General features: G+C 43.8%; 25 protein-coding genes. 17 read left to right on the top strand and 8 right to left on the bottom strand.

Translation table 11 applies throughout. The annotated features are described in order from the left end of the window. Nucleotides 1–70: 70 nt before the first annotated feature. Nucleotides 71–487: a copper resistance protein NlpE gene (locus B0I21_RS05400; RefSeq protein ID WP_133639430.1), complete on the top strand. Its 417-nt coding sequence runs from the start codon at nucleotides 71–73 to the stop codon at nucleotides 485–487. 220 nt (nucleotides 488–707) lie between these two features. On the opposite strand, the gene B0I21_RS05405 is transcribed toward B0I21_RS05400, so the two are convergent. From B0I21_RS05405 to rsmI, 4 genes are all read right to left on the bottom strand, one after another. Next, nucleotides 708–1,844 carry a cysteine desulfurase family protein gene (locus B0I21_RS05405; RefSeq protein WP_133639431.1) on the bottom strand — a complete coding sequence of 379 codons (1,137 nt, stop codon included), beginning with the start codon at nucleotides 1,842–1,844 and terminating at the stop codon, nucleotides 708–710. Nucleotides 1,845–1,964: 120 nt separating this feature from the next. Next, nucleotides 1,965–3,575 carry an apolipoprotein N-acyltransferase gene (gene lnt, locus B0I21_RS05410; protein ID WP_133639432.1) on the bottom strand — a complete coding sequence of 537 codons (1,611 nt, stop codon included), beginning with the start codon at nucleotides 3,573–3,575 and terminating at the stop codon, nucleotides 1,965–1,967. Nucleotides 3,576–3,578: 3 nt separating this feature from the next. Continuing rightward, on the bottom strand, nucleotides 3,579–4,304 hold the full coding sequence (locus B0I21_RS05415) for a PH domain-containing protein (RefSeq protein WP_133639433.1): 726 nt from the start codon (nucleotides 4,302–4,304) through the stop codon (nucleotides 3,579–3,581). 50 nt (nucleotides 4,305–4,354) lie between these two features. Then, the gene (gene rsmI / locus B0I21_RS05420; protein ID WP_133639434.1) at nucleotides 4,355–5,023 is read right to left on the bottom strand and encodes a 16S rRNA (cytidine(1402)-2'-O)-methyltransferase; all 669 of its coding nucleotides are present in this window, start codon (nucleotides 5,021–5,023) and stop codon (nucleotides 4,355–4,357) included. A 605-nt stretch (nucleotides 5,024–5,628) separates the two neighbouring features. Between rsmI and serS the strand changes: the two genes are divergently transcribed. Continuing rightward, nucleotides 5,629–6,900: a serine--tRNA ligase gene (gene serS / locus B0I21_RS05425; RefSeq protein ID WP_133639435.1), complete on the top strand. Its 1,272-nt coding sequence runs from the start codon at nucleotides 5,629–5,631 to the stop codon at nucleotides 6,898–6,900. A 262-nt stretch (nucleotides 6,901–7,162) separates the two neighbouring features. Here serS and B0I21_RS05430 read toward each other — a convergent pair whose 3' ends face one another. The 3 genes from B0I21_RS05430 to B0I21_RS05440 form a co-directional block, all read right to left on the bottom strand. Further along, on the bottom strand, nucleotides 7,163–7,864 hold the full coding sequence (locus tag B0I21_RS05430) for a class I SAM-dependent methyltransferase (RefSeq protein ID WP_133639436.1): 702 nt from the start codon (nucleotides 7,862–7,864) through the stop codon (nucleotides 7,163–7,165). Continuing rightward, nucleotides 7,864–9,036 carry a nicotinate phosphoribosyltransferase gene (gene pncB, locus B0I21_RS05435; protein WP_133639437.1) on the bottom strand — a complete coding sequence of 391 codons (1,173 nt, stop codon included), beginning with the start codon at nucleotides 9,034–9,036 and terminating at the stop codon, nucleotides 7,864–7,866. Before pncB ends, B0I21_RS05430 begins: the two co-directional genes overlap by 1 nt. Nucleotides 9,037–9,251: 215 nt before the next feature. Continuing rightward, a complete protein-coding gene (locus tag B0I21_RS05440) occupies nucleotides 9,252–10,607 on the bottom strand; it encodes a DUF6600 domain-containing protein (protein ID WP_133639438.1) in 1,356 nt (451 codons plus the stop codon). 277 nt (nucleotides 10,608–10,884) lie between these two features. Between B0I21_RS05440 and B0I21_RS05445 the strand changes: the two genes are divergently transcribed. The 6 genes from B0I21_RS05445 to B0I21_RS05470 are packed head-to-tail and all read left to right on the top strand — an operon-like array spanning nucleotide 10,885 to nucleotide 14,818. Then, nucleotides 10,885–11,586 (top strand): MlaE family ABC transporter permease, encoded by a 702-nt coding sequence (locus tag B0I21_RS05445; RefSeq protein ID WP_394346344.1) that lies wholly within the window; start codon nucleotides 10,885–10,887, stop codon nucleotides 11,584–11,586. 6 nt (nucleotides 11,587–11,592) lie between these two features. After that, nucleotides 11,593–12,366 (top strand): ABC transporter ATP-binding protein, encoded by a 774-nt coding sequence (locus tag B0I21_RS05450; protein WP_133639440.1) that lies wholly within the window; start codon nucleotides 11,593–11,595, stop codon nucleotides 12,364–12,366. Between the two features lie 6 nt (nucleotides 12,367–12,372). Next, on the top strand, nucleotides 12,373–13,368 hold the full coding sequence (locus B0I21_RS05455; protein WP_133639441.1) for an MlaD family protein: 996 nt from the start codon (nucleotides 12,373–12,375) through the stop codon (nucleotides 13,366–13,368). A 36-nt stretch (nucleotides 13,369–13,404) separates the two neighbouring features. Next, nucleotides 13,405–14,094: an RluA family pseudouridine synthase gene (locus tag B0I21_RS05460; RefSeq protein WP_133639442.1), complete on the top strand. Its 690-nt coding sequence runs from the start codon at nucleotides 13,405–13,407 to the stop codon at nucleotides 14,092–14,094. Between the two features lie 53 nt (nucleotides 14,095–14,147). Beyond that, nucleotides 14,148–14,414, top strand: coding sequence for a hypothetical protein (locus B0I21_RS05465; RefSeq protein WP_133639443.1), 267 nt, complete (start codon nucleotides 14,148–14,150; stop codon nucleotides 14,412–14,414). Nucleotides 14,415–14,425: 11 nt separating this feature from the next. Continuing rightward, on the top strand, nucleotides 14,426–14,818 hold the full coding sequence (locus tag B0I21_RS05470) for a DUF983 domain-containing protein (RefSeq protein ID WP_133639444.1): 393 nt from the start codon (nucleotides 14,426–14,428) through the stop codon (nucleotides 14,816–14,818). A 68-nt stretch (nucleotides 14,819–14,886) separates the two neighbouring features. On the opposite strand, the gene B0I21_RS05475 is transcribed toward B0I21_RS05470, so the two are convergent. Further along, nucleotides 14,887–15,180: a DUF4286 family protein gene (locus B0I21_RS05475; RefSeq protein WP_133639445.1), complete on the bottom strand. Its 294-nt coding sequence runs from the start codon at nucleotides 15,178–15,180 to the stop codon at nucleotides 14,887–14,889. Between the two features lie 105 nt (nucleotides 15,181–15,285). Between B0I21_RS05475 and B0I21_RS05480 the strand changes: the two genes are divergently transcribed. The 9 genes from B0I21_RS05480 to B0I21_RS05520 all read left to right on the top strand — a co-directional run bounded on the left by B0I21_RS05480 (nucleotide 15,286) and on the right by B0I21_RS05520 (nucleotide 24,164). Then, nucleotides 15,286–17,175, top strand: a complete 1,890-nt coding sequence (locus B0I21_RS05480) for a S9 family peptidase (protein WP_133639446.1) — start codon at nucleotides 15,286–15,288, stop codon at nucleotides 17,173–17,175. Nucleotides 17,176–17,181: 6 nt separating this feature from the next. After that, complete coding sequence (locus B0I21_RS05485) at nucleotides 17,182–18,855, top strand: sensor histidine kinase (protein ID WP_133639447.1); 1,674 nt, start codon at nucleotides 17,182–17,184, stop codon at nucleotides 18,853–18,855. A gap of 9 nt (nucleotides 18,856–18,864) precedes the next feature. Then, entirely contained in the window at nucleotides 18,865–19,563 is a 699-nt protein-coding gene (locus tag B0I21_RS05490) for a response regulator transcription factor (protein ID WP_133639448.1), read from the top strand. Between the two features lie 137 nt (nucleotides 19,564–19,700). Continuing rightward, entirely contained in the window at nucleotides 19,701–20,174 is a 474-nt protein-coding gene (greA, locus tag B0I21_RS05495; protein ID WP_133639449.1) for a transcription elongation factor GreA, read from the top strand. Between the two features lie 274 nt (nucleotides 20,175–20,448). Then, a complete protein-coding gene (locus B0I21_RS05500; protein ID WP_133639450.1) occupies nucleotides 20,449–20,868 on the top strand; it encodes an HIT family protein in 420 nt (139 codons plus the stop codon). 53 nt (nucleotides 20,869–20,921) lie between these two features. Continuing rightward, a complete protein-coding gene (locus B0I21_RS05505) occupies nucleotides 20,922–21,566 on the top strand; it encodes a DedA family protein (protein WP_133639451.1) in 645 nt (214 codons plus the stop codon). A 9-nt stretch (nucleotides 21,567–21,575) separates the two neighbouring features. Next, nucleotides 21,576–22,118: an inorganic diphosphatase gene (locus B0I21_RS05510; protein ID WP_133639452.1), complete on the top strand. Its 543-nt coding sequence runs from the start codon at nucleotides 21,576–21,578 to the stop codon at nucleotides 22,116–22,118. 8 nt (nucleotides 22,119–22,126) lie between these two features. Further along, on the top strand, nucleotides 22,127–23,443 hold the full coding sequence (locus B0I21_RS05515) for a hemolysin family protein (RefSeq protein ID WP_133639453.1): 1,317 nt from the start codon (nucleotides 22,127–22,129) through the stop codon (nucleotides 23,441–23,443). Between the two features lie 4 nt (nucleotides 23,444–23,447). Then, nucleotides 23,448–24,164 (top strand): 16S rRNA (uracil(1498)-N(3))-methyltransferase, encoded by a 717-nt coding sequence (locus B0I21_RS05520; RefSeq protein WP_133639454.1) that lies wholly within the window; start codon nucleotides 23,448–23,450, stop codon nucleotides 24,162–24,164. Nucleotides 24,165–24,440 lie beyond the last annotated feature (276 nt).

Consider the following 24,440-nt stretch of genomic DNA (forward strand, 5'->3'; position numbering starts at 1 on the left):
AAAGCATAGAAATTGCATCGTTAGGATTTTGTGGTATCTTTTTTGTAGTTGTTATGCAAAATCTGATGTAATGCGTTTTGTTGTATATTTAAGTGGACTTTTACTTGCGTTTTCTGCAATCGTTGGTTGCATAAACACTCGTACGAACGCTAGTGTCGACAACAGCAAATTCGGAAAAATTACAGAAAGTAGATTGGTTGGGTCTTATCGTGGTGATCTTCCCTGTACGGATTGCGACGCTATTGCAACGGTGCTGACCTTAGCTAACGATAAAGGCTACACACTCGAGTATGTTTACGTGGGAAAGGGCATGGAAGCATTCTCCAAATCCGGCAAGTGGGAACTAGATAATGGCGAATTGAACCTTGAAGGTTTGGATTACAAATACAAAGTTGAACTCAATCAGCTTAGGCAATTAGACTTATCAGGTAAGGAAATCACAGGCGATCTAGCCGAACGTTATGTCCTTCACTCGTTGGAACACTAAGCACAAAAAAACATTCTTTCTAAGACTGCCATGAGGTCCATGCATCTCCGGTATACGATCAGTTTCTGCAATTGTTCATCGACTATAGGTGAAGTGGCCAAGCAGCCAAAAGTGTCTTGACCAAGCACCTTTTGATGTTCCATCCAAACGCAATGTGTTGCTTACAGCGCTAACATTTTCCAGATCGTATCAGGATCGTCCTAGATAACGTGAAAGTTGATTACTGATGATTTTCACATAGATCTTTTAATGTCTTGACGACAAAATCCACTTCTTCTCTAGTATTGTATTTGCTGAACGAAAACCGAACGGATGGGCGATTTGTGTCGCAAGCCAGCGCACGAAGTACGTGACTGCCTATTTCGGAACCAGAGCTGCAAGCACTGCCGCCGGAAGCCGATACACCCGCGATGTCTAAACTGAAAAGCAGCATGTCGGCAATCTCGGTACAGGGCAATGATACGTTGAGAACCGTGTATAGAGATTTTTCAGCTTCGCTGTTGCCGTTAACGGTAACAGCAGGGATAGCCTCACGCAGTGCGGAAAGCATGTAATCTTTCAATCCCTGTATGTGTGCTCGGTGTTGCTCCATCTCCTGATAGCACAATTCAAGTGCTTTAGCAAGGCCCACAATCCCATATACATTTTCTGTCCCTCCGCGCATGTTCCGTTCTTGAGCCCCTCCATAAATCAGCGGCTGTATTTTATTTCTTCCGTTGACGTAAAGAAAACCTACGCCCTTAGGACCATGAAATTTATGCGCCGCTCCCGTAATAAAATCGATCTGCAGATCGCTAAGGTCATGAACATAATGCCCCATTGTTTGTACGGTATCCGAGTGAAATACTGCATTGAATTCTTTACAAATTTCGGCTACAGCCCTAATATCTGTCAGATTGCCTATTTCGTTATTTGCGTGCATCAGCGACACAAACGTGCGCGGGTTGGCGGCAAGAAGTTCACGAAGGTGAGCAAGGTCGACATTGCCTAACTCATCCAACCGGATAAGATCTAAATGGATCAGTCCGCGCTTTTCCTGTTCCTCTAGCGTATGCAATACCGCATGATGTTCTAGAGGAGAGGTGATTGCATGCGTGATGCCTAGATCGATAATAGACCGCACGATCGCCATGTTGTCCGCTTCGGTACCGCCCGAAGTAAAGAATATCTCTGAAGGAGACGCTTTTAAAAGTCCGGCAACCGTTTTTCTGGCTTTTTCCACGATTGTTTTTACCTGACGGCCGTGGGCATGAATAGAAGATGGATTACCGAAATTCTCCTGCATCGTTTCCGTCATCACTTTTATAACTTCAGGCTCTAGCGGTGTCGTCGCGGCATTATCGAAATATACTTGCATGGTGCAAAAATAAGCAAAGGAATGGTAAATAGGTACAACATATTTAAGCAATATGTAAAAATAGCCGCTGCGGCATGTACATTGCTAGCGCTATCACGACCTTCATGATAGTATACGGGGCTAGCGACTTTTTCGTCGGACCATATTGTAGATGGAAAAAAAAGCTCCTGTAAGGACCACATATAAGATGATGTCGCCATTCCGGGTGTAAAAAGTAAGCTCTTCGTTTAGATTAATCTCTTGCGTCAGCGCCGCAGGTACCCACCATGTCGTATGTTGCACCACATCGCCACGCTGGTTAATAAAACCAGAAATACCTGTATTGGCTGAACGTGCCACCCAACGTCTGTTCTCAATAGCTCGTAGCTTTGCATAGGCGAGGTGTTGATCTTTCCCCGACGTATCGCCCCACCACCCGTCATTAGTCACGATGGCGATAAACTGCGCACCCTGCCTAATGTATTCGGCTACGTAATTTCCCCAGATTGACTCGTAGCAAATGACAGGTGCGGCGCCAATGCCGCTTCGTGCGTAGACAACAGATGGTTCTTCTTGGCTTCCGTAGCCACCTGTCGAGCCACCGAAATGGGCAAAAAGCGGTTTCATAAAAGCAAGAAAATCGCCAAACGGAAGCTGCTCGACGCCCGGCACAAGCTTCGACTTGTGGTAAAACTGCAGTTTGCTGGTTTGATCGATTAGTACAGCTGCATTGAACGGATCTATAAACCTGTTATTTCCATAATCGCGTGCCGTAATTGTTTTTTGATAGTTGTAAACTTGATAACTTTCAATACCCGACAGTACACTGCCATTTTTGTAGGTATTCAGGAATGACTGAATACTGTCATACGCAGGATAGTCTCTAAACTCCTCCTCATCGATGTTGCCGTGTGCCGAGATGGCTGTCTCCGGCCAGATGAAAAATTCGGTATTGGGTTTCCCAACGCTGTTGGAAAGTGCGATCAGATTTTCAAGCTGCGCTGCGGGCGATATGGAATTGAACTTTCCGTATGGATCAACATTAGGCTGCACGACGACCACCTCGGATGGATTGATATGTTCGGTGTAGCTACCATACTGTATAAAGGAGATTGTAGATGGTACAACAATAGTAACCCCTAATGCCAAATAGAGCTTCTTGCTATTTATCGCCTCTACCTTTTCACGCTTCTGCCAAACAAGAAGGAAAACGAGGATGTTGGCTACCCAAATCCAAACAGACCCTCCGAATACCCCGGTCACGCTATACCATTGTATGAGTTGGTGGAAGTTGGCGAATCCGTTTCCTAAGGTCATCCAGGGAAATGCAAGATCCCACCATTGGTGCAAAAATTCGTAGCCTAGCCAGAAGGAGACCAAACCGATAAAGCTATAGCCGATGCCTGTTTTTTTGCGAAGCTGATAATACAAGCGGAAAGCCAATGCCATCAAGAGTGGCCCCAGCCCAAAAGGGATCAACGCGATAAGGATAGCAACATATCCTGGCAAATAGGCGCTCATGGCATTGTAAACCCAATAGATCGACGCGGTGTTCCAAATAAAACCAGTCAGGAAAGCGAGCCGGAACACGTGTCGGCCCTTACGCTTCTCATCACTCCGGATCACGCGTTCCACGGCAAACAAAAGCGGTACGAATGCGAAGAACAAAATCGGGCTACTATAGGGGATGGGTGGCCAGGCCAGCCATAATAGACAGGCGCTCAGTAGCGCTAATAAGTAGTTATTCCTCACTTCTTACAGTTGCGATAAGAGTTCTGATTTTTTGTTTTCGTATTCCGCTTGGGTAATGAGCTGCCGGTCGTAAAGTGTTTTCAGCTTTTTGAGTTTGAGGGTAAGTTCATCCTCGTTAGTAACTATGCTTTTTTCATCAGCCGCCGGGCTTATATTGTTTCCAGGTAATGGTGAGGGCGTTTCCTTCGTTGGTTCAGCATCTGGACGAATGATCGCTGCCGCGGCCGGCGCTTCTGTAGGTACATCGCTAGCTGCGTTCATCGACGGACGTTCTTCTTTATCCACGGGCTCCTTTGCAGGTGTTGGCGCTGCTGGTGCAGCTGGCTTCGATGCAGGTGTTGCGTTTCTATTTTCCAAAGCCTCTTTGATCAATTGATAGAGCTTCCGCGCTTGTACTTTCGGAATATAGTCTATGGTCAGGTTCTCCCCCGCTGGTGGAATAACAGTGACTTTTGCACCGAAAATCTCTTCCTTAAACGCGATGTCCTTGATATCATTCCAAGAAAAAATCTCAAAATTAGTCGCTAAACCAAGTTTCGTAAACTCGCAGAGAAAAATACGCTTATTACTCACGGTAATACTATCCGGAAGCAGGGTTACGGCAGGCTTCTTCTGCACCGATATATATTGGATATATTCACCGGCGGTTAACATATCAATTATTTTATCATGGATTTTTTCAACCACCTTGGGGTCTTGTCCATCTTGTAAAAATTTCTCTATAGCCATCTTGTTATTAAATCAGATTTCAAAGTATACAGGTCCAACATCGCAGATCTTTAACCAGCAGATCCAGCTACACAAAATACGAACTCTCCCTTTATCGGATGGTTCTCAAAATGTAATTTTAAAGTTGCCAATGTTCCACGCACCGTTTCTTCATAAAGTTTGCTCAGCTCTCTGGATATCGAAGCTTCGCGCTCTTCACCAAAATACTGAATAAATTCGTCAATCGTCTTTAAAACGCGGTGTGGAGATTCATAAAAAATCATGGTGCGCGTTTCATCGACTAACTGCTTCATCCGTGTTTGACGACCCTTTTTAACAGGTAAAAAACCCTCAAAGCAAAAACGATCGTTTGGTAAGCCCGAGTTGACCAAGGCCGGAACAAATGCGGTCGCACCCGGCAAGCATTGCACGTCTAAACCCTCTTTTATCGCTTCCCGTACCAACAGAAAACCAGGGTCCGAGATCGCTGGCGTGCCTGCATCTGATATTAAAGCAATCGTTTGTCCCTCCTTTAAAAACTTAATGATCTCGGCCAACGCCTTATGCTCATTGTGTTGATGGTGGGCAAACACCTTTTTCTCGATGCCAAAATGTTTCAACAGCGGACCACTGGTACGCGTGTCTTCTGCCAAGATGATATCCGCCTCCTTTAAGATGCGAATGGCTCTGAAGGTCATATCTTCCAGGTTGCCAATGGGCGTTGGTACTAAGTAAAGCATAGCCAAAGTTAGGAAATTAAATGAGTAAAGAGTAATGCCGGATGGGCGAAGATATCGTAAAATTATCCCGACCGGGAAATCCATAAAACCATCTTCAGAACAGCTGATAGATGAATTGTGTAAGAAAAAAGAAGGTAGGCAGAACGGTTAATTGATTGTTAGAAGTGGTGTAGGAAGGTTTAGTTGTCGGGTATTGTGATGAGTAACGACGGAATTCTATGGAATTGTTGTCAGCTACTTTCGTGATCACCTTCCCCCGACAACTAATCTTCTAAGCTGGTATGATCGTCGCCATCGTAGGCAAACTCCAGCAGATCTATATAGATCTCTTGCTCGAAAAATTCTAAATCTTTTAACATAATCGTTTTTTTAAATTTTATACTTCAAAAATAGGGTACCGGTGTGAACTGGAAATTATCCCGATATCAACTAATTGTTAATTCTTGCAGTGTAATATCAAATATATGAAAATATCATAAAAATAAAAATGTTTTAATGTTAAAATGGAAATTATAAAAATGTTTTTTTGGAATGTTGATGAAAATGTTTGATTTCCGTTCCACTTCTTATCTTTGTCCAAGTAGAATGTTATTTTATTTATTTTTATGTTACAGATAAATTATATCCGTGAAAACAGAGATGCGGTGATCGAACGATTGGCTGTGAAGAATTTTAAAGAGGTTGATTTAGTTGATGAGCTTATTCAACTGGATGAATCGCGTCGTAAAATTCAGAACGAGTCAGACGCTATTGCCGCTGAGGCTAATGCTGCCGCTAAGCAAATTGGCGATTTGATGCGCCAAGGTAAGAAAGAAGAAGCTGAAGCTGTAAAATCGCAATCATCCGGGTATAAGGAACGTGTAAAGCAATTGACCGATCATCTTGCTGAGATTGAGCAAGCGTTGCATGACAAATTGGTGCAACTTCCAAATTTACCACATACGTCTGTACCCACAGGACACGCTGCAGATGATAACGAGGTTGTCCTGCAGCATGGAGAGATTCCCAGCCTGCATACGGAGGCCTTGCCGCATTGGGAGTTGCTGACGAAATACAACATTGTCGACCTTGAATTGGGCGTAAAAGTCACGGGAGCGGGATTTCCTGTTTACAAGGGCAAGGGCGCGCGTCTTCAACGTGCACTGATAAACTTCTTTCTGGATGAGGCGGCAGAAGCGGGGTACAACGAGGTTCAAGTGCCTATTTTTGTCAACGAAGCCTCTGCTTTCGCTACCGGGCAATTGCCAGACAAAGAAGGGCAGATGTACCACGTCACCGGCGATGACTTCTATTTGATCCCCACAGCGGAAGTGCCGGTTACGAATCTGTACCGTGATGTTATTGTAAGAGAAGAAGAGTTTCCCATTAAGCACTCGGCCTATACGCCATGTTTTCGCCGTGAAGCTGGATCCTACGGCGCACATGTCCGCGGGTTAAACAGACTACATCAATTTGATAAGGTGGAAACCGTACAAGTTGTTCATCCTGACAAATCGTATGCCGTGCTTGAAGAGATGAGCTTGTATATACAGCAGTTGCTACAAAAGCTGGAATTACCCTACCGGGTACTCCGTTTATGCGGTGGCGACATGAGTTTCACGTCTGCGTTGACTTACGATATGGAAGTGTTTAGTGCGGCGCAGCAACGATGGCTGGAAGTTTCTTCCGTTTCCAATTTCGAAACATACCAGTCTAATCGGTTAAAAGTTCGCTTTAAAAATTCGGAGGGCAAAATGCAGTTGGCCCATACGTTGAACGGATCCGCGCTAGCATTACCCCGTATTGTTGCATCTATTTTAGAAAATAATCAATCCGACAAAGGAATTCGTGTTCCCGCTGTCTTAGTGCCGTATACGGGCTTCGAATGGATTGATTAGCTGTCACAAAGGTACACACGACTTAAATCGTAATGACGACGAAGCAATCTCCGCGATTCTAAACGGAAGATTGCTTCGTTGTGCCTTCTCGCAAGGCCGGCGCTTAAGATCTCGTATCGGAACCACGATTCTTGTTTAATAGTGATTGGAGAAAGAAAGGCATACGTCTTTAAATCGTCCTTGCGAGGAGTGAGGTACGACGACGCGGCAATCTGATGATTTAATAATCTATTCGATTCGACTAAAGTATTAAAGATTGGCGCTATTTCCTTGGTTCCATGCGCGCCAAGTATTGGTCGCTATCATCCTCAAAAAGAATTTGTACAACCCAGTTCTCTTCGCGGGCAATTCTGATCAATTCCTGCTGATCGATATAGAGCCAGCGAAAAGGTTTCCCAAACGTGCCTTTGTACGCATATTGAAATTCGATTTCACCCAAGTAATAGTCGGGTTTTTGAATCTTGTATTCGTCATAGAGGTAAGCAATATCGGACGAGTCGAATAACAGCTGCCCTTTATCGCTAAGGAGCGTCTTGGCATGGCGTAATAGATGGCGAAGCCCTTCTAAAGTTCCCGCTAAGCCTATGCCATTCATTAAAAAAAGCAAGGTATCGTAGCACTTATCGCGCAGTTCAAAGAAATCGCCTTGAATAATCTGCTGCACGCCGCGCTCCGTCATAATCTGCGCTGCGGTAGGTGAGTATTCAATAGCCTCCACATTAAACCCCTTGTTCTGCAAAAATAGGGCGTGACTACCAACGCCGGCACCTACATCCAACACGTGGCCATCGCAAAGGGCCAACGCAATATGTTCCAATTCGGGAAAATCTTCCTGCTCCCTGAAGAACACCTCGATAGGCATCTCTTCAATATCTCCGTAACTGCTGTGTAAGAGCAGGGGCTCCTGCAGCATATTCAACTTATGAAAGTCGTACAGTGCCTCTCCGTAAACGTCGCGTTCCATTATTCCTGTATCTTTAAGATTTCTTTCGCAATCGCTATCTCTTTTTCTGCACCGGTATGCTTGTTGGGTTCATCCGATAGTTTGATCACTTCCGTCCACTGACCTTCATCAGGCTTGGCTTCTACCATCTTGAGCACAATATTCATCCGTGGAAGTCCCACATCATTTGTGAAGTCGGTTCCGATCCCGAAAGAGTAACCTATTTTGTTATGGCAGAAGGCGGCTATATTCTTCACCTTCTCATAATCTAGCCCATCGGAGAAGATAATCGTTTTAGATTGTGGGTTAATGCCTTTTTGTTTATAATGGTCTATCGTCATCTGTGCAAAGGTGATCGGATCGCCACTATCGTGACGTACACCATCAAACAGTTTAGTCAATTTTTTATCGAAATGAGAGAAGAACACTTTGGTGGTGTAGGTGTCAGAAAGTGCGATTCCTAGATCGCCACGATACACGTCGGCCCAGTGTTCTAAACCGAGTAAGTTGGCCATTTTGTAGCCGTACTTTGCTGCATGAAACATAAACCATTCGTGGGCATGTGTTCCGATGGGTGTGGTTTCATACTTCATCGCTAAATGCACATTTGATGTGCCTATAAAGGTCTTTGAGGGATGATTTTTTAAGGTACGGATGACAAGATCATGCACGGTATAGGAGTGCCGTCGTCGTGTTCCGAAATCGGCTAGGGTAATATGGAGCCGATCATACTTTTGCATTTTGTCAGCAACTATTTTACACACCTCCGCATCAGGTATACGCTCCATCGCTTGAGCTTCATAATAGAGTTCGCAGATCAACGACATGATGGGCACTTCCCATAAAATTGTTCTATACCAATAGCCTTCTATACTGACCTGTAAATCTTCACCATCTTGTTCGATTTTAACTTCATCAGGGTCGTACCGATATCCTTGCAGGAAATCCAGGTAGGTTGGATCGATGTAAGGACACTTTTCACGCAAAAAATGTTTCTCGGCTTTAGTTAGCTTTAACGCTGCCATGCCATGGATGGCTTCACGCAGAATTTTATCGAACCCGGCCGGAAAGCGATGCTTTCCACGATTAATGAATTGGTACCTCGCCCTCGCTTTTGGGAACAGTTTGCTCACGGCAAATTGCATCGTGAACTTGTAAAAGTCATTATCTAGGATAGAAGAGAATGTTGCCATGCAAAAATGTGCTCGTAAAAACGGGTGAAGTTAATAAAAAAAAGGCATATGGAGGGTGATAGAACGTTGTTGTTGGAGCGCGTCGTATGGTAAGAGGTGTTTATGTGGTTCTACAGCGTAAACCAAGGCGGATGGGCTTTTGCAGTACATGTGTAAAGGCGGGATTTTTCAATCACCGCCTTCACTGCTTCAATTAAAATAGATATGTCTTGTGCTTAGCGCGTTGAGCGGCCAGAGCCACGCTCCGCATTTGTGCTGGATGATCTGCTGCGTCCCGTGCTGCTGCTTTGCTCGCTTCGGCCGGAACTGGCGCGGCTTACTTGCGATCCTGCGCTGCTACTACGCTGACTGGCCTGCTGAACAGGGCGGCTTCGCTCTTGCGTAGGCCTTGAACGGCTTTCATTGCTTGGCGGAGCCGTTTGCTGCCTGTTTTGAGGACGTTCGGTAGTCATGCCCCTGCTGCGTCCCGGCGTAGGCTGCGCACTACGGTTTTCAACCTGCGGTCTAGATGTTGCGCTACTGCGCTGACCTCCTGTACTAGTGGAAGAACTACGGCTTTCGACGGCTGTGCCACGTCCACTCGCTGTAGAGCGGGCTTGGCCGCGCGTATTTCGCATGTCGTTTTGCGTGGCGCTCTCCCTATTCGTACGACCGCTGCCTACCGTATTGCGCGTTCCAGACTGCGTGCCGCGTGACGAAGAGGCAGCGCGTGTGGAACGGCTTTCTGTCGTTGCCCGTGTTCCGCTTGTGGCAGACCCACGCGTATTTCCCGTAGCGCGATCACTCCTGCCACTACTGACGGCACTGCGGCTGGTTCCACGTGTATTATTCGTGGCCGATGAACGAACCGCGTTGCGGTCTGGCCGATAAAGTGATACCGATCTACTGTCCACCCGAGAGCGTCCCGGACGATCACTTGTGCGGATATCCCGTACGGTAACGCGACGACCAATATTGCGCTCGATATCCCGGCGGCCAGGTCCTCCATAATAATGGTGGTTGTTAACAGTGTAGGTATTGTTTATCACCGTGGTACGATTGAAAACGTTGCGCTGACCATAGCTCCAATGGCGTGAAATATAAGGGTCGTAGATCCGTCGTACAGGTAAAAACACCCAAAGGTTTAACGGTAATCCCACTGATACGGTCACACCGCGCGGTGCCATTGGCGCCCATCCATAGTAACCGCCCCCACTTCTCCAATCTACCCAAGCTGGTCCCCATTCGTAATCTGGAATCCAGCCCCAACCGTTGTAATTGGTGTGCACCCAGCGTCCATAGTGAAACGGAGCCCACCCCCAATCGTAGTTAGAGACCCAAGTGTTACCATATTCCGTCATTGTCCAATAGCCATTCGTGCCATATGGGCGGAAGTTTCTATCCACGTCTGGAAACCAAATGTCGCCATAACGCGCATCTCTGTCCCATTGTCCGTAAGGAGATAATTCATCATAGAAGACATCAAAAGACACGTCGCCGTAAGGCTGAGCCGATGCCCTACTCCATGAAAATAGGCTTACTAAAATCGTCACGATGGCGATGTAGAAGCGGTGGGAATTGAAACGTTTCATAGTGTTATCTTTTAATGGTGAAACTAATCTATTTTACTATTATGACTATGTTGATGAAGCGAAGGTTTAATGTTTGAAATAATCTGTAAACAAATGCGAATAATATTGGTTATGTAATAATTAGAAAACTCTATATCAATGAAAAAACAAAAGTTTGTACATTTGTCGGGTATTTTTGACAAGCTATTATTTGCGGAAGCAGTGTTAACTTCATACTTAAATGGGAAGTAAAATAGAAAAACTACTTATCGAATTCGCACGAATACATCGTTTTATGATGAGTTTTTTGCGAGAAGCGGTATCACCACCTTATGAGTTCAAAGAGATTATTCGCCAATGTTATGAAATTGGTTGGAAATCGTTCCCATTGATTAGTTTGACAGGCTTTATTGTCGGTTTTGTCTTTACGAAGCAATCGCGGCCTTCTTTGGAGGACTTTGGTGCGACATCCATGCTGCCCGCCTTAATTTCCATTGCCATAGTACGTGCCCTAGCACCCTTGGTCACTGCTTTGATCGCTTCCGGAAAAGTGGGCTCGCAAATTGGTGCCGAGCTTAGCTCCATGAATGTAACGGAGCAGATTGATGCCATGGAGGTATCCGGAACAAACCCGACCAAATTTCTGGTTTCTACGCGTATTGTTGCAACGACCTTGATGATTCCTATCCTTTGTTTCTACGTGGCGGGCATCGGCCTTATCGGTGGCTACCTCAGTATTGTAGGAAAGGATGATTTAAGCATGCTTGCATTTTTTACGCAGGTTTTTGAAACGATAGCGGCCAAGGATGTTTTCGCCATGGTCATTCGTGCCGTGGTATTTGGTTTTACAATAGGTTTTGCAAGCTCTTACGTAGGGTATTTTTCAACGAAGGGTACAGAAGGCGTCGGGAAAGCAGCAAATAGTGCGGTGGTATCATCGATGTTTTTGGTTTTTGTGGAGGAACTACTTATCGTTCAATTGTTGGCCCTGTTAAATTAATAGAGGATGGAGAAGAACAACGTACATATCGACCGGAACGAAGTCGTGATCCACGTGGATAATGTGAGCAAATCTTTTGGAAGTTTACACGTTCTCCGAGATGTTGACGTGAAACTGTTTAAAGGCGAAAACTTGGTTGTACTCGGTCGTTCGGGGACAGGAAAGTCTGTACTTATCAAACTCATTTCGGGTTTACTAACGCCAGATAAGGGGCATGTTCGGGTTCTGGGAGAAACAGTTAATGAGCTTGATGAACGTGCGCTACGCACACTTAGGCAACGCATAGGCTTTTCGTTTCAGAACAGCGCCTTGTACGATAGTATGACGGTACGGGAGAACCTCGAATTCCCTCTTGTGCGGAATAAGCGAAACCTGTCGCGAGCCGAAATAAATAAGGAAGTGGAAGAGGTGCTTGAAGGCGTTGGACTATCGCAAGCAATCAACCAAATGCCGTCAGAGCTATCCGGTGGACAGCGGAAGCGTATTGGCATAGCGCGAACCTTGATCTTACGGCCCGATATTATGCTATATGATGAACCAACGGCGGGTCTGGATCCAATAACATGTTTGGATATCAACACGCTGATAAATGAGGTTCAAGAACGCTTTAATACATCTTCCATTATCATTACGCATGACTTAGCGTGTGCGAAGATGGTGGGGGATAGAATGGTGATGCTGCTTGATGGTAAATTTGAAAGGCAGGGGACATTCAAAGAAATTTTTGATACGGACGATGCCCGTGTCAAATCATTTTATGATTATAATTTTATTGTTTAAAAATATATGAGTACAAACGAAAGGAAGCGTACGCTTACGGTTGGATTATTTGTTTTGATCGGATTGGTCATTCTGGTGGCCGGTATTCTGGTATTGGGCACACAACAAAACAAATTTAGCAAAAATCTGGTTGTGACCACCTATTTTCATGATGTGAAAGGCCTAAAGGTGGGTAACAATGTCTGGTTTTCTGGTGTAAAGGTCGGGATTGTCAAAGACATTAAGTTCCAAAGCATCGATGATGTAAAAGTCGTCATGCATATCGAGGAAAAGTCCAGCGAATTTATTCGGGAAGACGTTGTTGCAAAATTAGGTTCCGACGGCCTCATCGGTAATGCCATTGTCAGCTTGATCGGTGGATCTGACCAAGCTGCGGCAATAAAAAATGGCGACGTTGTCAAGTCGGTTAGCGGCACCGATACCGAGGCCATGTTCGCTACCTTACAGACCAATAATGAAAATCTTGTCGAGATCACCAAAAATTTTGCTGTGTTATCGAGACAGATGGTGGAAGGTAAAGGAACAGTTGGCGCGTTGTTGACTGATTCGACAATTGCTTTGTCGTTGAAAAGCTCTGTGGGTTCACTCAATAAGGTGATGAGTGATGCAAACAAAGCATCGGCAAATTTAGCGATATTAATGAACAAGCTGAATAGCAACCAAGGTCTTATTCATGATCTCACGACAGATACAGCCGTATTTTCTAGCCTACGGGAGTCTGCCGCTCAGTTGCAAGGAGTTACCCAAACAGCTTCTGCCTTGATGGAGAATTTAAATACTACGTCTGCTCGACTGAATGACAAGGATAATGCTATTGGCGTGCTAACGAACGATCCAGAGGCAGCTACGGAAATAAAGCAGATTTTACGCAATCTGAACCTCAGTACCGAAAAGCTTGACGATAATATGAAAGCGCTTCAAAGTAATTTCCTCTTCAGAGGCTATTTTAGAAAGCAGGAAAAGGAAAAAGCGAGGACGACACAAGACTCCTTAAACAGATAGGTAGGGAAAGCTGTGTCTTTCTTTTTAAATGAAGTAATGGGTATAACGGATAAGGATGTCATTTACGAAGACAACCACTATATAGCAATTAACAAACGTGCTGGTGATATCGTGCAGGTTGATACGACGGGTGATAAGTCTATGGAAGAAATGGTCAAGGAATACTTGACCGCAAAATATGATAAACCAAACGGGGCCTTTCTTGGTGTCATCCATCGTCTTGATCGCCCCGTAAGCGGGATGATTCTCTTTGCTAAAACAAGCAAGGGCTTAGACCGGATGAATAGGCTTTTTCATGATCGGAAGGTTTCAAAAACATACCTTGCCTTGGTGCGTAATAGGCCTCCTCGAAAAGCAGACACGTTGAAAAATTGGTTGTTAAGAGATCGTAAAAAAATGATTACTAAAGCTTACGACCGGGAAGTGAAAGGTGGCAGTTTTGCTGAATTGGATTACGAGATCTTAGGAGAGTTAGACGGTTACTACCTGCTCCAAGTTAATCCCCTGACCGGACGTACGCATCAAATTCGTTGCCAGTTGGCTTATATGGGCTGCCCCATCGTAGGTGATAACAAATATGGTTATCCGCGAGGAAGTTTGCGCCGTTCTATCTGTCTGCATTCTCGTGCCTTGCGCTTTGTCCATCCTATCAAAGAGGAAGATACACTGCTTACCGCTGCGTTGCCTATGGACGGCTTTTGGGAAAAGTTTAATGTGTTGCTGTAAAGCAATTCCGGTAAAGCATTAACTATTTGCATAAAAAAGGTTATTTTTGTGAGATGAAAATAAAACAGGTAACGCTACTCATACTGTGCATCGTGTTGGTAAGTGCATTTCTTAGCACGGAGCTCTCCGCACAGTGCGCGATGTGTACATTGAATGCGGAGAATAGCACGACGAATGGCAATACCCAAGGGAAAGGACTTAACGACGGGATTTTATTCCTCCTCGCTATTCCATACCTTATCGCTGTGGGCGTCGGTATTTTGTGGTATAAAAAATACCGTAAGAACCAACCAAAGCGCATTTCTCCTTTTGAAAGATAACGCATAAGTCAATGCCGACATCTAAATTTTCCGCCCTATTACAATCCAAATGTCCGCGCTGTCGGGTAGGGAAGATGTTTGAAGGGCCGATGTATGGGTTCAAAAGACAAAAGATGTATGAACACTGCCCACATTGTGGGCTTAAATTCGAAATTGAACCCGGATATTTCTATGCAGCCATGTACGTAAGCTATGCTTTCTCTGTAGCAGAGGTAGTCAGTCTAGGTTTAGCGACCGCTTTCATCACGAAAAGCGAATCTCCTTGGGTTTATATCATCGTGCTCTTTTCGGCGATCTTCCTCTTCGCACCCTTTAATTTACGCTTTTCTCGATTGGTGTTACTGCACTATCTTTCGCCAAAAGTGCGCTATAATCCGCAATACGAGGAAAATCTGGAGCAGTAGCGTATTGGGTCCATCGGACGATTTCGAGATACTTATAAATTCGCGTCGGACTTTTACCGATATACTGGCTATTGATCTAGCGGGAGATACTCCATTTTACTATCAAACAAAAATGCTTTTTCTTGATGCTTAGCAGCGATGTATTCGCTAAGTGCGGGGAGAATTTCCGCTTGATATGCTTCTATAGCGCTGGGATCGGCTGCTCGGACCTGTATGCAATACGTCGTGCCCTCGTGTGGAGAGTCCAACATTTTCAGTAAGTTGGTTTCCACTGTTAATGTTTTCAAGTGGCTTTTGATCCAAGGAAATAAATCATCATGGCTGCTATCATCGATGATGATGGAGATATTGTATAAAATCATGCGTAAAATTATCAAAATTTACGGACATCCTGTCTGTAAAAATAAGGTTGCACGTGCGTGTTTTCATAAAAAAATGCCAATATTTGAAATGGAATAGGATAGAACATGTATAGATTTTTGCTTTGGGGTTTTGCTTTGGGTTTGCTGGCAATTGTTATCGCTTGCAGAGATAAGCAAAGTGCCGATCAACTTATCCCTGTAGAAGATTTTTTTGTAAAACCCGAGAAAAGCAATTTTCGAATTTCACCTGATGGAAAACGCATTGCCTATCTGGGTATTGACGATCATTGCCGCAACATATTCATTCTCGATCTGGGCGATAAAGCAAAGTCTAAACAGCTGACTTACCAATCGGATATGAACGTACAGTATTTCTTCTGGGCATCGGATTCAGCCCTCGTTTATTCCAATAGCCATTCGCCTTCCGATAGCCTTCGCATATTCAGTATCTCCATTAATAGCGAGCAAAGTATACCGTTGATGCCCGTAAAGAAAGCAAGGCTGCGTTGGCTACAGTCGCAAAAATTGTACGGATCATTCTTGCTCGCATCATTGAATGATCGTGACTCCACCGCATTCGATCTGTATAAAGTGTTTTTAGACGGACGGTCACCTCAGCTTGTCACGCGTAATCCTGGTAATATTCTCAATTGGTTTCCCTCTCCTGATGGTAAAGTACGCTTAGCGATGACAAGCGATAGTGTGCAGGAAAGTATCCTATACAGACCTACAGAAGATACACCTTTTAAACGGGTGTATACGACCGATTATCAAACCCTGATTCAACCTTTGGGTTTTGTAAAGAAAGAGAAAAACATCATCTATGCACTATCCAACGACGGGCGAGACAAACTGTCTTTGGTCGAATACAATATCGAAAGCGGCAAAGAGGAACGCTTGCTTTACAGTAATGGCGAGGTCGATCTGGAATCACAAGGTTACTCAGACAATCTACAGGAAATGGTATTTGCCCAATATACGGCTGATAAACCCAAAAAGCTCTTTTTTAATAAGGTGTTTCAACGTCATTTCGAAACCTTGGCTGCACAATTCGAAAACCAGTCTATTGACATACTTGATACGGACAGCAGCTTAAACCACTGGATCGTAAAGATTTCCACGGATGTAAATGCCGGGGGGGTATATCACTATGACGTAAAAACACAAAAAACGCAGCTGCTCGCCGAAATGAATCCGAAATTAGCGAAAGCCGCACTATCCCCCAAACAATCCATGAGCTACCAGAGTAGAGATGGTTTGACCATTCATGGTTATTTAACATACCCACGTTCCAAAGCTCGAAAGGATTTACCTGTTGTAGTGCTTGTCCATGATGGTCCAAATCGGCGAGAAAGCGTCGATTTCGATGCGGAAGTGCAGTTTTTGGCAAATCGTGGCTATCTCGTCTTTCAGCTGAACTATCGAGGTTCCGTAGGTTACGGGAAGCAATTCTGGACAGCGGGCTTTAAAGAATGGGGCGGCAAAATTCAAAGCGATATTATCGATGGCGTCACGACACTGATCCATCAGGGCGTAGTCGATAAGAAGCGTGTGGCCATTATGGGCACAGGTTTCGGGGGATACTCAGCCTTACACGCCGCAACGTATAACTCTTCATTCTATCGCTGTGCGATATCCATGTCTGGCTATACCAACTTGTTTACCTATATTCGGGAAATTCCACCCCACCAGCAACAGTATTTACGTTTGGTGTACAATATCATTGGTAACCCAAGCAAAGAGTATGAAATGTTTAAAGCCATTTCCCCCGTTTTTCATGCTGATCGGGTGAAAATACCGGTTATGTTTGCGCAAGGAGGGAATGACCGGTATAGCTCGCTGACCGATGCTAATCAGTTTGTGCAAAAGCTTAAAAACAACAATGTGCCGATCAAATATATCTATAAGGAAGAAGAAGGACGGAGATTTAAAAGTGATGAAAATGTTATTAGCTATTACCAGGAAGTAGCGTCTTTTTTAAGCAAGTACTTGTAGGACTCCATGGCATACAACCAGCTAAAATATCGCAAGAACTTTGGATTACTAATCGCCTTTGTGGTGCTAGTAACCATTCTTTTCGTGGTGGCTATGCTGGCCGCACGGTCGATGATTGCAAACTTTATCGAAACGGAGTTTAATAATCGAAAAGTAGAAGTGTTCGACCAGTCCGTGCAACCCTTCCAAGAATTTTTCAACGATAAGATTCCAGAAATATCATATTACCAGGGGTACCTCGATTCTGTCAAAGCGGCCTCGTATGTGAATGACATCGTTCGTAAGAATGCTTTTGTGGAAAGTGTGTTATTTTACGACATCACCGTAACCAATTCTGATTCTATCGAAGCTGGGATTAAGTACAACCATTTGCTGGTCTATCCAAAAAGTGTGATTTCTTTTCAATTAGACGAGCAGAATCGATTGGTTGCGGAACGTAAGGAAAGCACAGAAACCCGAGCCTATACCGAGGACTTTAATAGTATGGTGCTCAAATTTGTGGCATTTCTAGACCGCGTCAATGATTCGACGCGGATGTCAGACAGCGATATCTACAAGGTCTTTTACACCCTTAACGCTGGGAAGGTATCCTATATGAACATTCCCCGCATTGCAGATCTACTCGCTTACAAAAGGCTTATGTCTTCGCAGGAGAATCCTGTAGTATGGTATGACCAAGACATGTTCCTATTTTTGATCAATCCCAGTAAGATCCAGATTAAAAATGTGGCGCCGAACCTCTATGAAAAGATCGAGATTTTACCGATTGTTTCGGGCAACGTAACCGACCAACGATTTTATTTTCAGACAGAGCTCTCACTGCCAGGCGCCCTTTCTGACTATAAGCTGCAATATACCAGCTCAGAGAACTTTTTAAATAAAGAGATAAATCGGCGTTTCTTACCGGTTAGTGCAGGAATCTCCATCATCTATCTTATTCTGATCTTTATTGCCTATTTGATTTATCGGAATGTGACCATCAATAGCAAATTATTTCAGTTGCAATATGATTTTATCAATAACCTCACCCACGAATTTAAAACGCCGGTGAGCGTTATCAAGATAGCAGGCAATAATATTCAGAGTTCAGAAAAACTATCCAGCGACGAACAGCGTATGTATGGGAGAATACTGGATCAAGAGGCAGACAAGTTGAACAGTTTGATGAATAAACTGCTGTCTTTCGCTCAGATAGAAAATAAGTCTATAAAGCCAAATAAGGAAGAGGTTGATGTCGCCGAATTTTGTGCGCCCATTTTTGATGCAGTAAAATTGAAATATCCTGATTTAAACTTTTCGTATCACATCGATGTCCAAAACAATATGGTCGTTGATACGACGTTGCTACTGAGCGTCTTTCAAAATTTGATCGACAATGCTTATAAGTATTCAGAACGGCAACGGAAGTTTTTAAATATCGACGTACAACAAAATAAAAAGAATTTTGTTATTAGGTTTAAAGATCAGGGCATAGGCATTAATAAAAAGGAATTTAACAGCATTTTTAAGAAATTTTACAGAGTCAAGAACCAGTTTAATCAACAAGGAAGTATTGGATTGGGCTTAGCATTCTGTAAGGAAATAGTAGATTTTATGGGCGGTGAAATTAAGGTAGATAGTGTGCTTAACCAAGGTACCACATTTACACTCGTTCTGCCTCTCGGTCCAAAAAAGAATTAAGTAAACATTATGAGTAAAGATATCACCATAGCGGTAGTTGAGGACGATGAAAATCTTCGTTTTCTGGTTGCCCATCGTTTGCAAGCCGAAGGATACAAAGTCATTCAGACGAGTAACGGCAATGATGCGGAAGAGCTGATCTTACAGCAAATGCCGGCCGTTGTCCTATTGGATTGGATGCTTCCCGGTAAAGAAGGTATAGATGTTTGTGAATCGGTCAGAAAAGCAGGCTTTGAAAATATCATTATTATGATGACGGCAAAGTCTCAGGACGTCGATAAGATTGATGCTTACAGCTACGGCGTTACAGATTATATAACAAAGCCCTTCAATATGGATGTGCTTGTAGCCATGATCGAGAACAAAGTGCGTTTCTTTTTGCCAAAAAATAACGATGTGTATAGTTTCGGCAATACAGAGCATCATCCTAACATCCATTCCCTGGTGCGCGATGGACGGAAAATAGAGCTGACGATACTAGAAAATAGAATATTGCTGTATTTTCTTCAAAATGTAAGCAAAGAAATTACGCGGGAGCAATTGATGGAGGTCGTGTGGGGGTATAGCTCGAATGTCAATACCCGTACGCTCGATATGCATGTGGTTCGTCTTCGCAAGAAAATTGAGACTAATCCAGACAAACCTCATTATCTGCAAACCGTGCGTGGTTTGGGTTACAAATTTGTCGATAGCGAAGAGGGAGAATAAAGAAGAGAAATTTGGTTTTATGAATCTTGCTTGCTATCTTAGCAATCGAGGTACAAGTACAAGACCATGTTGTCCTGAAAATGGATGGTATGGTCTTGTCTTTTTTTTGATTTTTGTAAAATAAATAAGGTAAAAATATGGCAGAAGTAACTTATTACACGCAAGAAGGTTTAGACAAGCTGAAACAGGAGCTACAGTATCTAAAAACAGAAGGCAGGGCTAATATTGCTAAAGCAATAGCTGAAGCACGGGATAAAGGAGATTTATCAGAAAACGCCGAGTATGATGCGGCGAAGGAAGCGCAAGGACTACACGAAACCAAAATTGCCAAATTGGAAGAAGTATTGGCGACGGCAAGACTCATCGACGAATCTGTGTTGGATACCTCGAAAGTGTTGGCCTTGTCTTATGTAAAGATCAAGAATAAAAAGAATAACGCGGTCATGACTTATCAGCTAGTTTCAGAAACGGAAGCGGACCTTAAGTCGGGCAAGATTTCCGTGAAATCGCCGATAGCGCAAGGTTTGCTTGGTAAATCGGTTGGTGAGGTTGCGCAGATTGAGGCACCTGCCGGTGTATTGGAGTTTGAGATATTAGAAATATCACGATAGCATTGTGAACGGTTATGTGCGGTTTTGCCATAACCGCACACACTAAATACGATATAAAGAAAGCGGCTACAGCATATGTGGCCGTTTTTTTGCATAGAGAGAGCTGTACAATAAGGTATGCATAAGATGGGCTTGCAACATATTATGTTCAGGCTGCATACAAGCTTGGACAGTGGAATAAACGGAAGTGGCCGGTAAATATTCACGGCGATTATAATTGCAATTACTAGCAAATTTATCTAAGTTTGTTGGTAATTCTTAATGAAGATTAAATATGTCAACGATTTTTTCAAAGATAGTGTCGGGTGAGGCGCCAGCATATAAAGTAGCGGAAAGTAATGATTATCTGGCGTTTTTGGACGTGCGTCCACTAGCCCATGGTCATGTTTTGGTGGTTCCGAAAAAAGAAACTGATTATATTTTTGATATCCATGACGATGAATATATGGGTATGTGGGTTTTCGCCAAGATTGTAGGTCAAGGGATTAAAAAAGTTTTTCCATGCCGCAAGGTAGGCATTGCCGTTGTTGGCCTGGAGGTAGCGCATGCGCATATTCACCTGATTCCATTGAATAACGTGGATGATATGAATTTCGGGCGCCCCAAGCTAGATTTAACAGAAGACGAATTGACTACGATTGCGGAATCTATCCGCGAAGCCATTTCAGAAGTAACACATTCAGCTAATTCATAGTATTAAAAAGGGATTTCAAGAGCGGCCTCTCGGCTGCTCCTTAAATAGATAATATGCAAGACTTGTTGCTGTCGTTTCAGCAGTTGATGGATCCGGAATACCTGTTGAGCCATGGAGGGTTTTATATTGTTGTATTGATTGTCTTCGCTGAAACCGGGCTGTTTTTCGGTTTCTTCTTACCGGGCGACTACCTGCTGTTTTTAGCGGGGCTGTTCTGTGCCCTAGGGAAGATCGATGTGGATATTACAACAATGTATCTGGGCATTCTTGGCGCCGGAGTTTTGGGTAATTTTGCCGGCTATTGGTTTGGTTATCGAACAGGGCCCGTTCTCTTTAAACGTAAAGACTCCTTTCTTTTCAAACGTAAATATGTTATCATGGCCGAAGAGTTTTACCAAAAATACGGTGGAACCGCTCTCGTCATTGGACGCTTTGTGCCTATTATTCGTACCTTTGCACCGATATTTGCGGGCGTAGTAAAACTAAACTTCAGAAAATTCGTCATCTATAATGTATTGGGTGCCTTCCTATGGGCAAGTCTCCTTACGTTGACAGGATATTTTTTGGGCGTTAAGTTTCCGGCAATAATCAATTACGTAGAGTATATTATCGTTGCGCTTATTGTTATCGCCTTTTTGCCGATAGCGATAGCTTTATTGAAGAGGTGGTTAAAAGCAAACAAAACAAACAAACAGTAATAATAATTAATGAGTAAAACACATCCTTGGCATCAGATAGCTCCTGGTAGCGACTTGCCAAATTCCGTCAATGCGATTATTGAAATCACCAATGGTTCCAAAGGAAAATACGAATTAGACAAGGATACGGGACTACTTTTGTTAGATCGTGTACTAAGTTCTTCGGTTGTTTATCCTGCGAACTATGGTTTTATTCCACAAACCTATTGTGATGACAAAGACCCTTTAGATATTTTAGTTATTTGCTCTGTTGATATTCTCCCGTTGACATTGGTGGAAGCCAAAGTTATTGGTGTGATGAACATGGTTGATGGTGGCGAGCAGGATGACAAAATTATTGCGGTGGCTAAAAATGATCCGATTTATAACTACATTACAGATATTGAGCAACTTGCTCCACACGTAATGAAGGAAATCGTTCAGTTTTTTGAAAGCTACAAAGCACTGGAAAAGAAGTCTGTACAAGTAGAAGGACTTCACGGCAGAGCACGTGCACAGGAAATCCTTTTAGAGAGTATCGAATTGTATAACAAGGAATTCGGAAATAAATAAACCCTAACATGGCCATCGACATTTTTTGGACAATATTTTTGGTTTTAGCAAACGGTTTTTTTGTAGCTGCGGAATTTGCCATTGTCAAAGTACGCGCCTCGCAGATCGAGCTGCAAGCGAAATCAGGCAGCAAAGTAGCAAAGATTGCTAAAAATATTACAGAACATCTCGATGGCTATCTTGCGGCAACGCAATTGGGTATTACCTTAGCGTCACTTGCTTTAGGTTGGGTAGGAGAGGCTGTGATGACGGAGATTGTCCATAAGATTTTTGGACTTGTCAATATTGAACTTTCCGGACCGATTGCCAAAAACTTAGGCCATGTTCTGGCCTTCAGTATCATTACCTTTTTACACATTGTTTTTGGAGAATTAGCGCCAAAATCGATCGCTATTCAGCGTCCGGTGGCGACCACCATGCGTATCGCGGCGCCGCTGCAGTTTTTCTATTACATCTTTCGGCCAATCATCTGGTTGTTAAACGGTTTTGCAAACTTCCTACTTCGCCTTATCGGTGTTGATGTGCATGGGCACGAAGCAAGCCACTCCTCCGAAGAACTGCAGTACCTGTTGGAGAAAGGTAAAGAAAGTGGTGCACTGAACAATGCAGAGCATGAACTTATCAAAAATGTGTTTGATTTCAACGAACGCATTGTTAAAAATATCATGGTACCGCGTACCAAGATTGTCGCGGTGGATATGCTCGATTCAGCCGATGAATTTATCAATACCGTTACCGAAGAGGGGTATTCCCGTATTCCTATCTATGACGATAATATTGACCAGATTGTCGGTATCGTACATACCAAGGACATTCTCCCCATTATTGTAAAGGGGAAGCAGGTCGTGCTTAAAAATATCATGCGTAAACCCTATTTCATTCCAGAAACCAAGAAGATCAATGACTTGATGACGGAGTTCCAGCTGAAGCGCATTCAAATCGCCATCGTGCTGGATGAGTTTGGTGGAACGGCAGGAATGGTTACACTGGAAGATATTGTCGAAGAGCTTGTTGGTGAGATCCAAGACGAGTATGATGAGGAAACACCATTAGTTGAGCGTATTTCGGAGACAGAATATATGGTTGATGCCGGAGCAAATGTGCATGATGCGAATGGATACCTACCTTTAGCGCTACCGGAAAGTTCCGATTATGACACCATAGCGGGACTAGTAAGCCATTTCTTTGAGAAGATTCCAGACGTTGGCGAAGTGAGAGAGGTGGAAGGCTACGCCATCACCATTATAAAAAAGACACAGCAAAATATCGAGTTTGTTAAGCTAGACCTTGTCGAGACGCCAAACGACGATATCGACGAAGATTAATTCCATGCACTTATTTTATACGCCAACATTGGAGCCACAGCATGAAAACTTCGTGCTGAGCGAAGAGGAAAGCAAGCACGCGGTGCGTGTACTGCGACTTGTTGCGGGAGACAGGGTCTATCTCGTTGACGGGCGAGGGGGGTGGTATACGGCGGCTATTCTGGATCCGCACCCGAAACGTACGACGCTCGTGATAAACGACGTTGTGCACGAGCATGGGAAGCTTGACTACCATCTGCATATCGCCGTAGCACCAACCAAAAATATAGACCGCATCGAGTGGTTTCTGGAAAAGGCAACGGAAATTGGTGTGCACGAGATCACACCGATCATTACGGAGCATTCTGAGCGCAAAGAAGTGAAAACCGATCGATTGAATAAAGTGGTGGTTTCGGCCATGAAACAGTCGCTCAAGGCGTATATGCCTACCATACACTCCGCTACATCATTAAACCAGTTTTTCAAAACGCAAGCTGACAATTTGAATGCTGTGCGATGCATTGCGCATTGCGTGGATACGGAAAAGCAATACCTTAACCACCTCTGTAAACCTGGGGGACATTACGTTCTCCTGATAGGGCCCGAAGGTGACTTTTCTGAAAACGAGATCGCACAAGCGCTAGAACTAGGCTTCCATCCGGTATCGTTAGGGACAAGCCGCCTGCGTACCGAAACAGCGGCGCTAGCAAGCTGCTTAGAAATTGCTTTGTTAAATAGGTAGTGTTAGTATATAGATGCTAGTACTTAGTACCTAGATTTTAGTGTTTAGTATTTAGATTTTAGTACTCAGTATGTAGATTGTAGTCTTTAGTATGTAGAAATTGTACGGGATACAAACCGTGATACTTTCCACCGTTAAATTTCACTTTTTACCTTTAACTTCACTTAATCTTTATTAAACGACGTGTCGCATTTGAAAGGGTATTGCGTATTGCGACAAGCTCAAGTATTTTATATTGTATCACTTCCAGCCAATATTAAACGAAATGTCGCTTTT

The sequence above is a fragment of the Sphingobacterium paludis genome, assembly GCF_004364125.1.
Taxonomy (GTDB): Bacteria; Bacteroidota; Bacteroidia; order Sphingobacteriales; family Sphingobacteriaceae; genus Sphingobacterium; species Sphingobacterium paludis.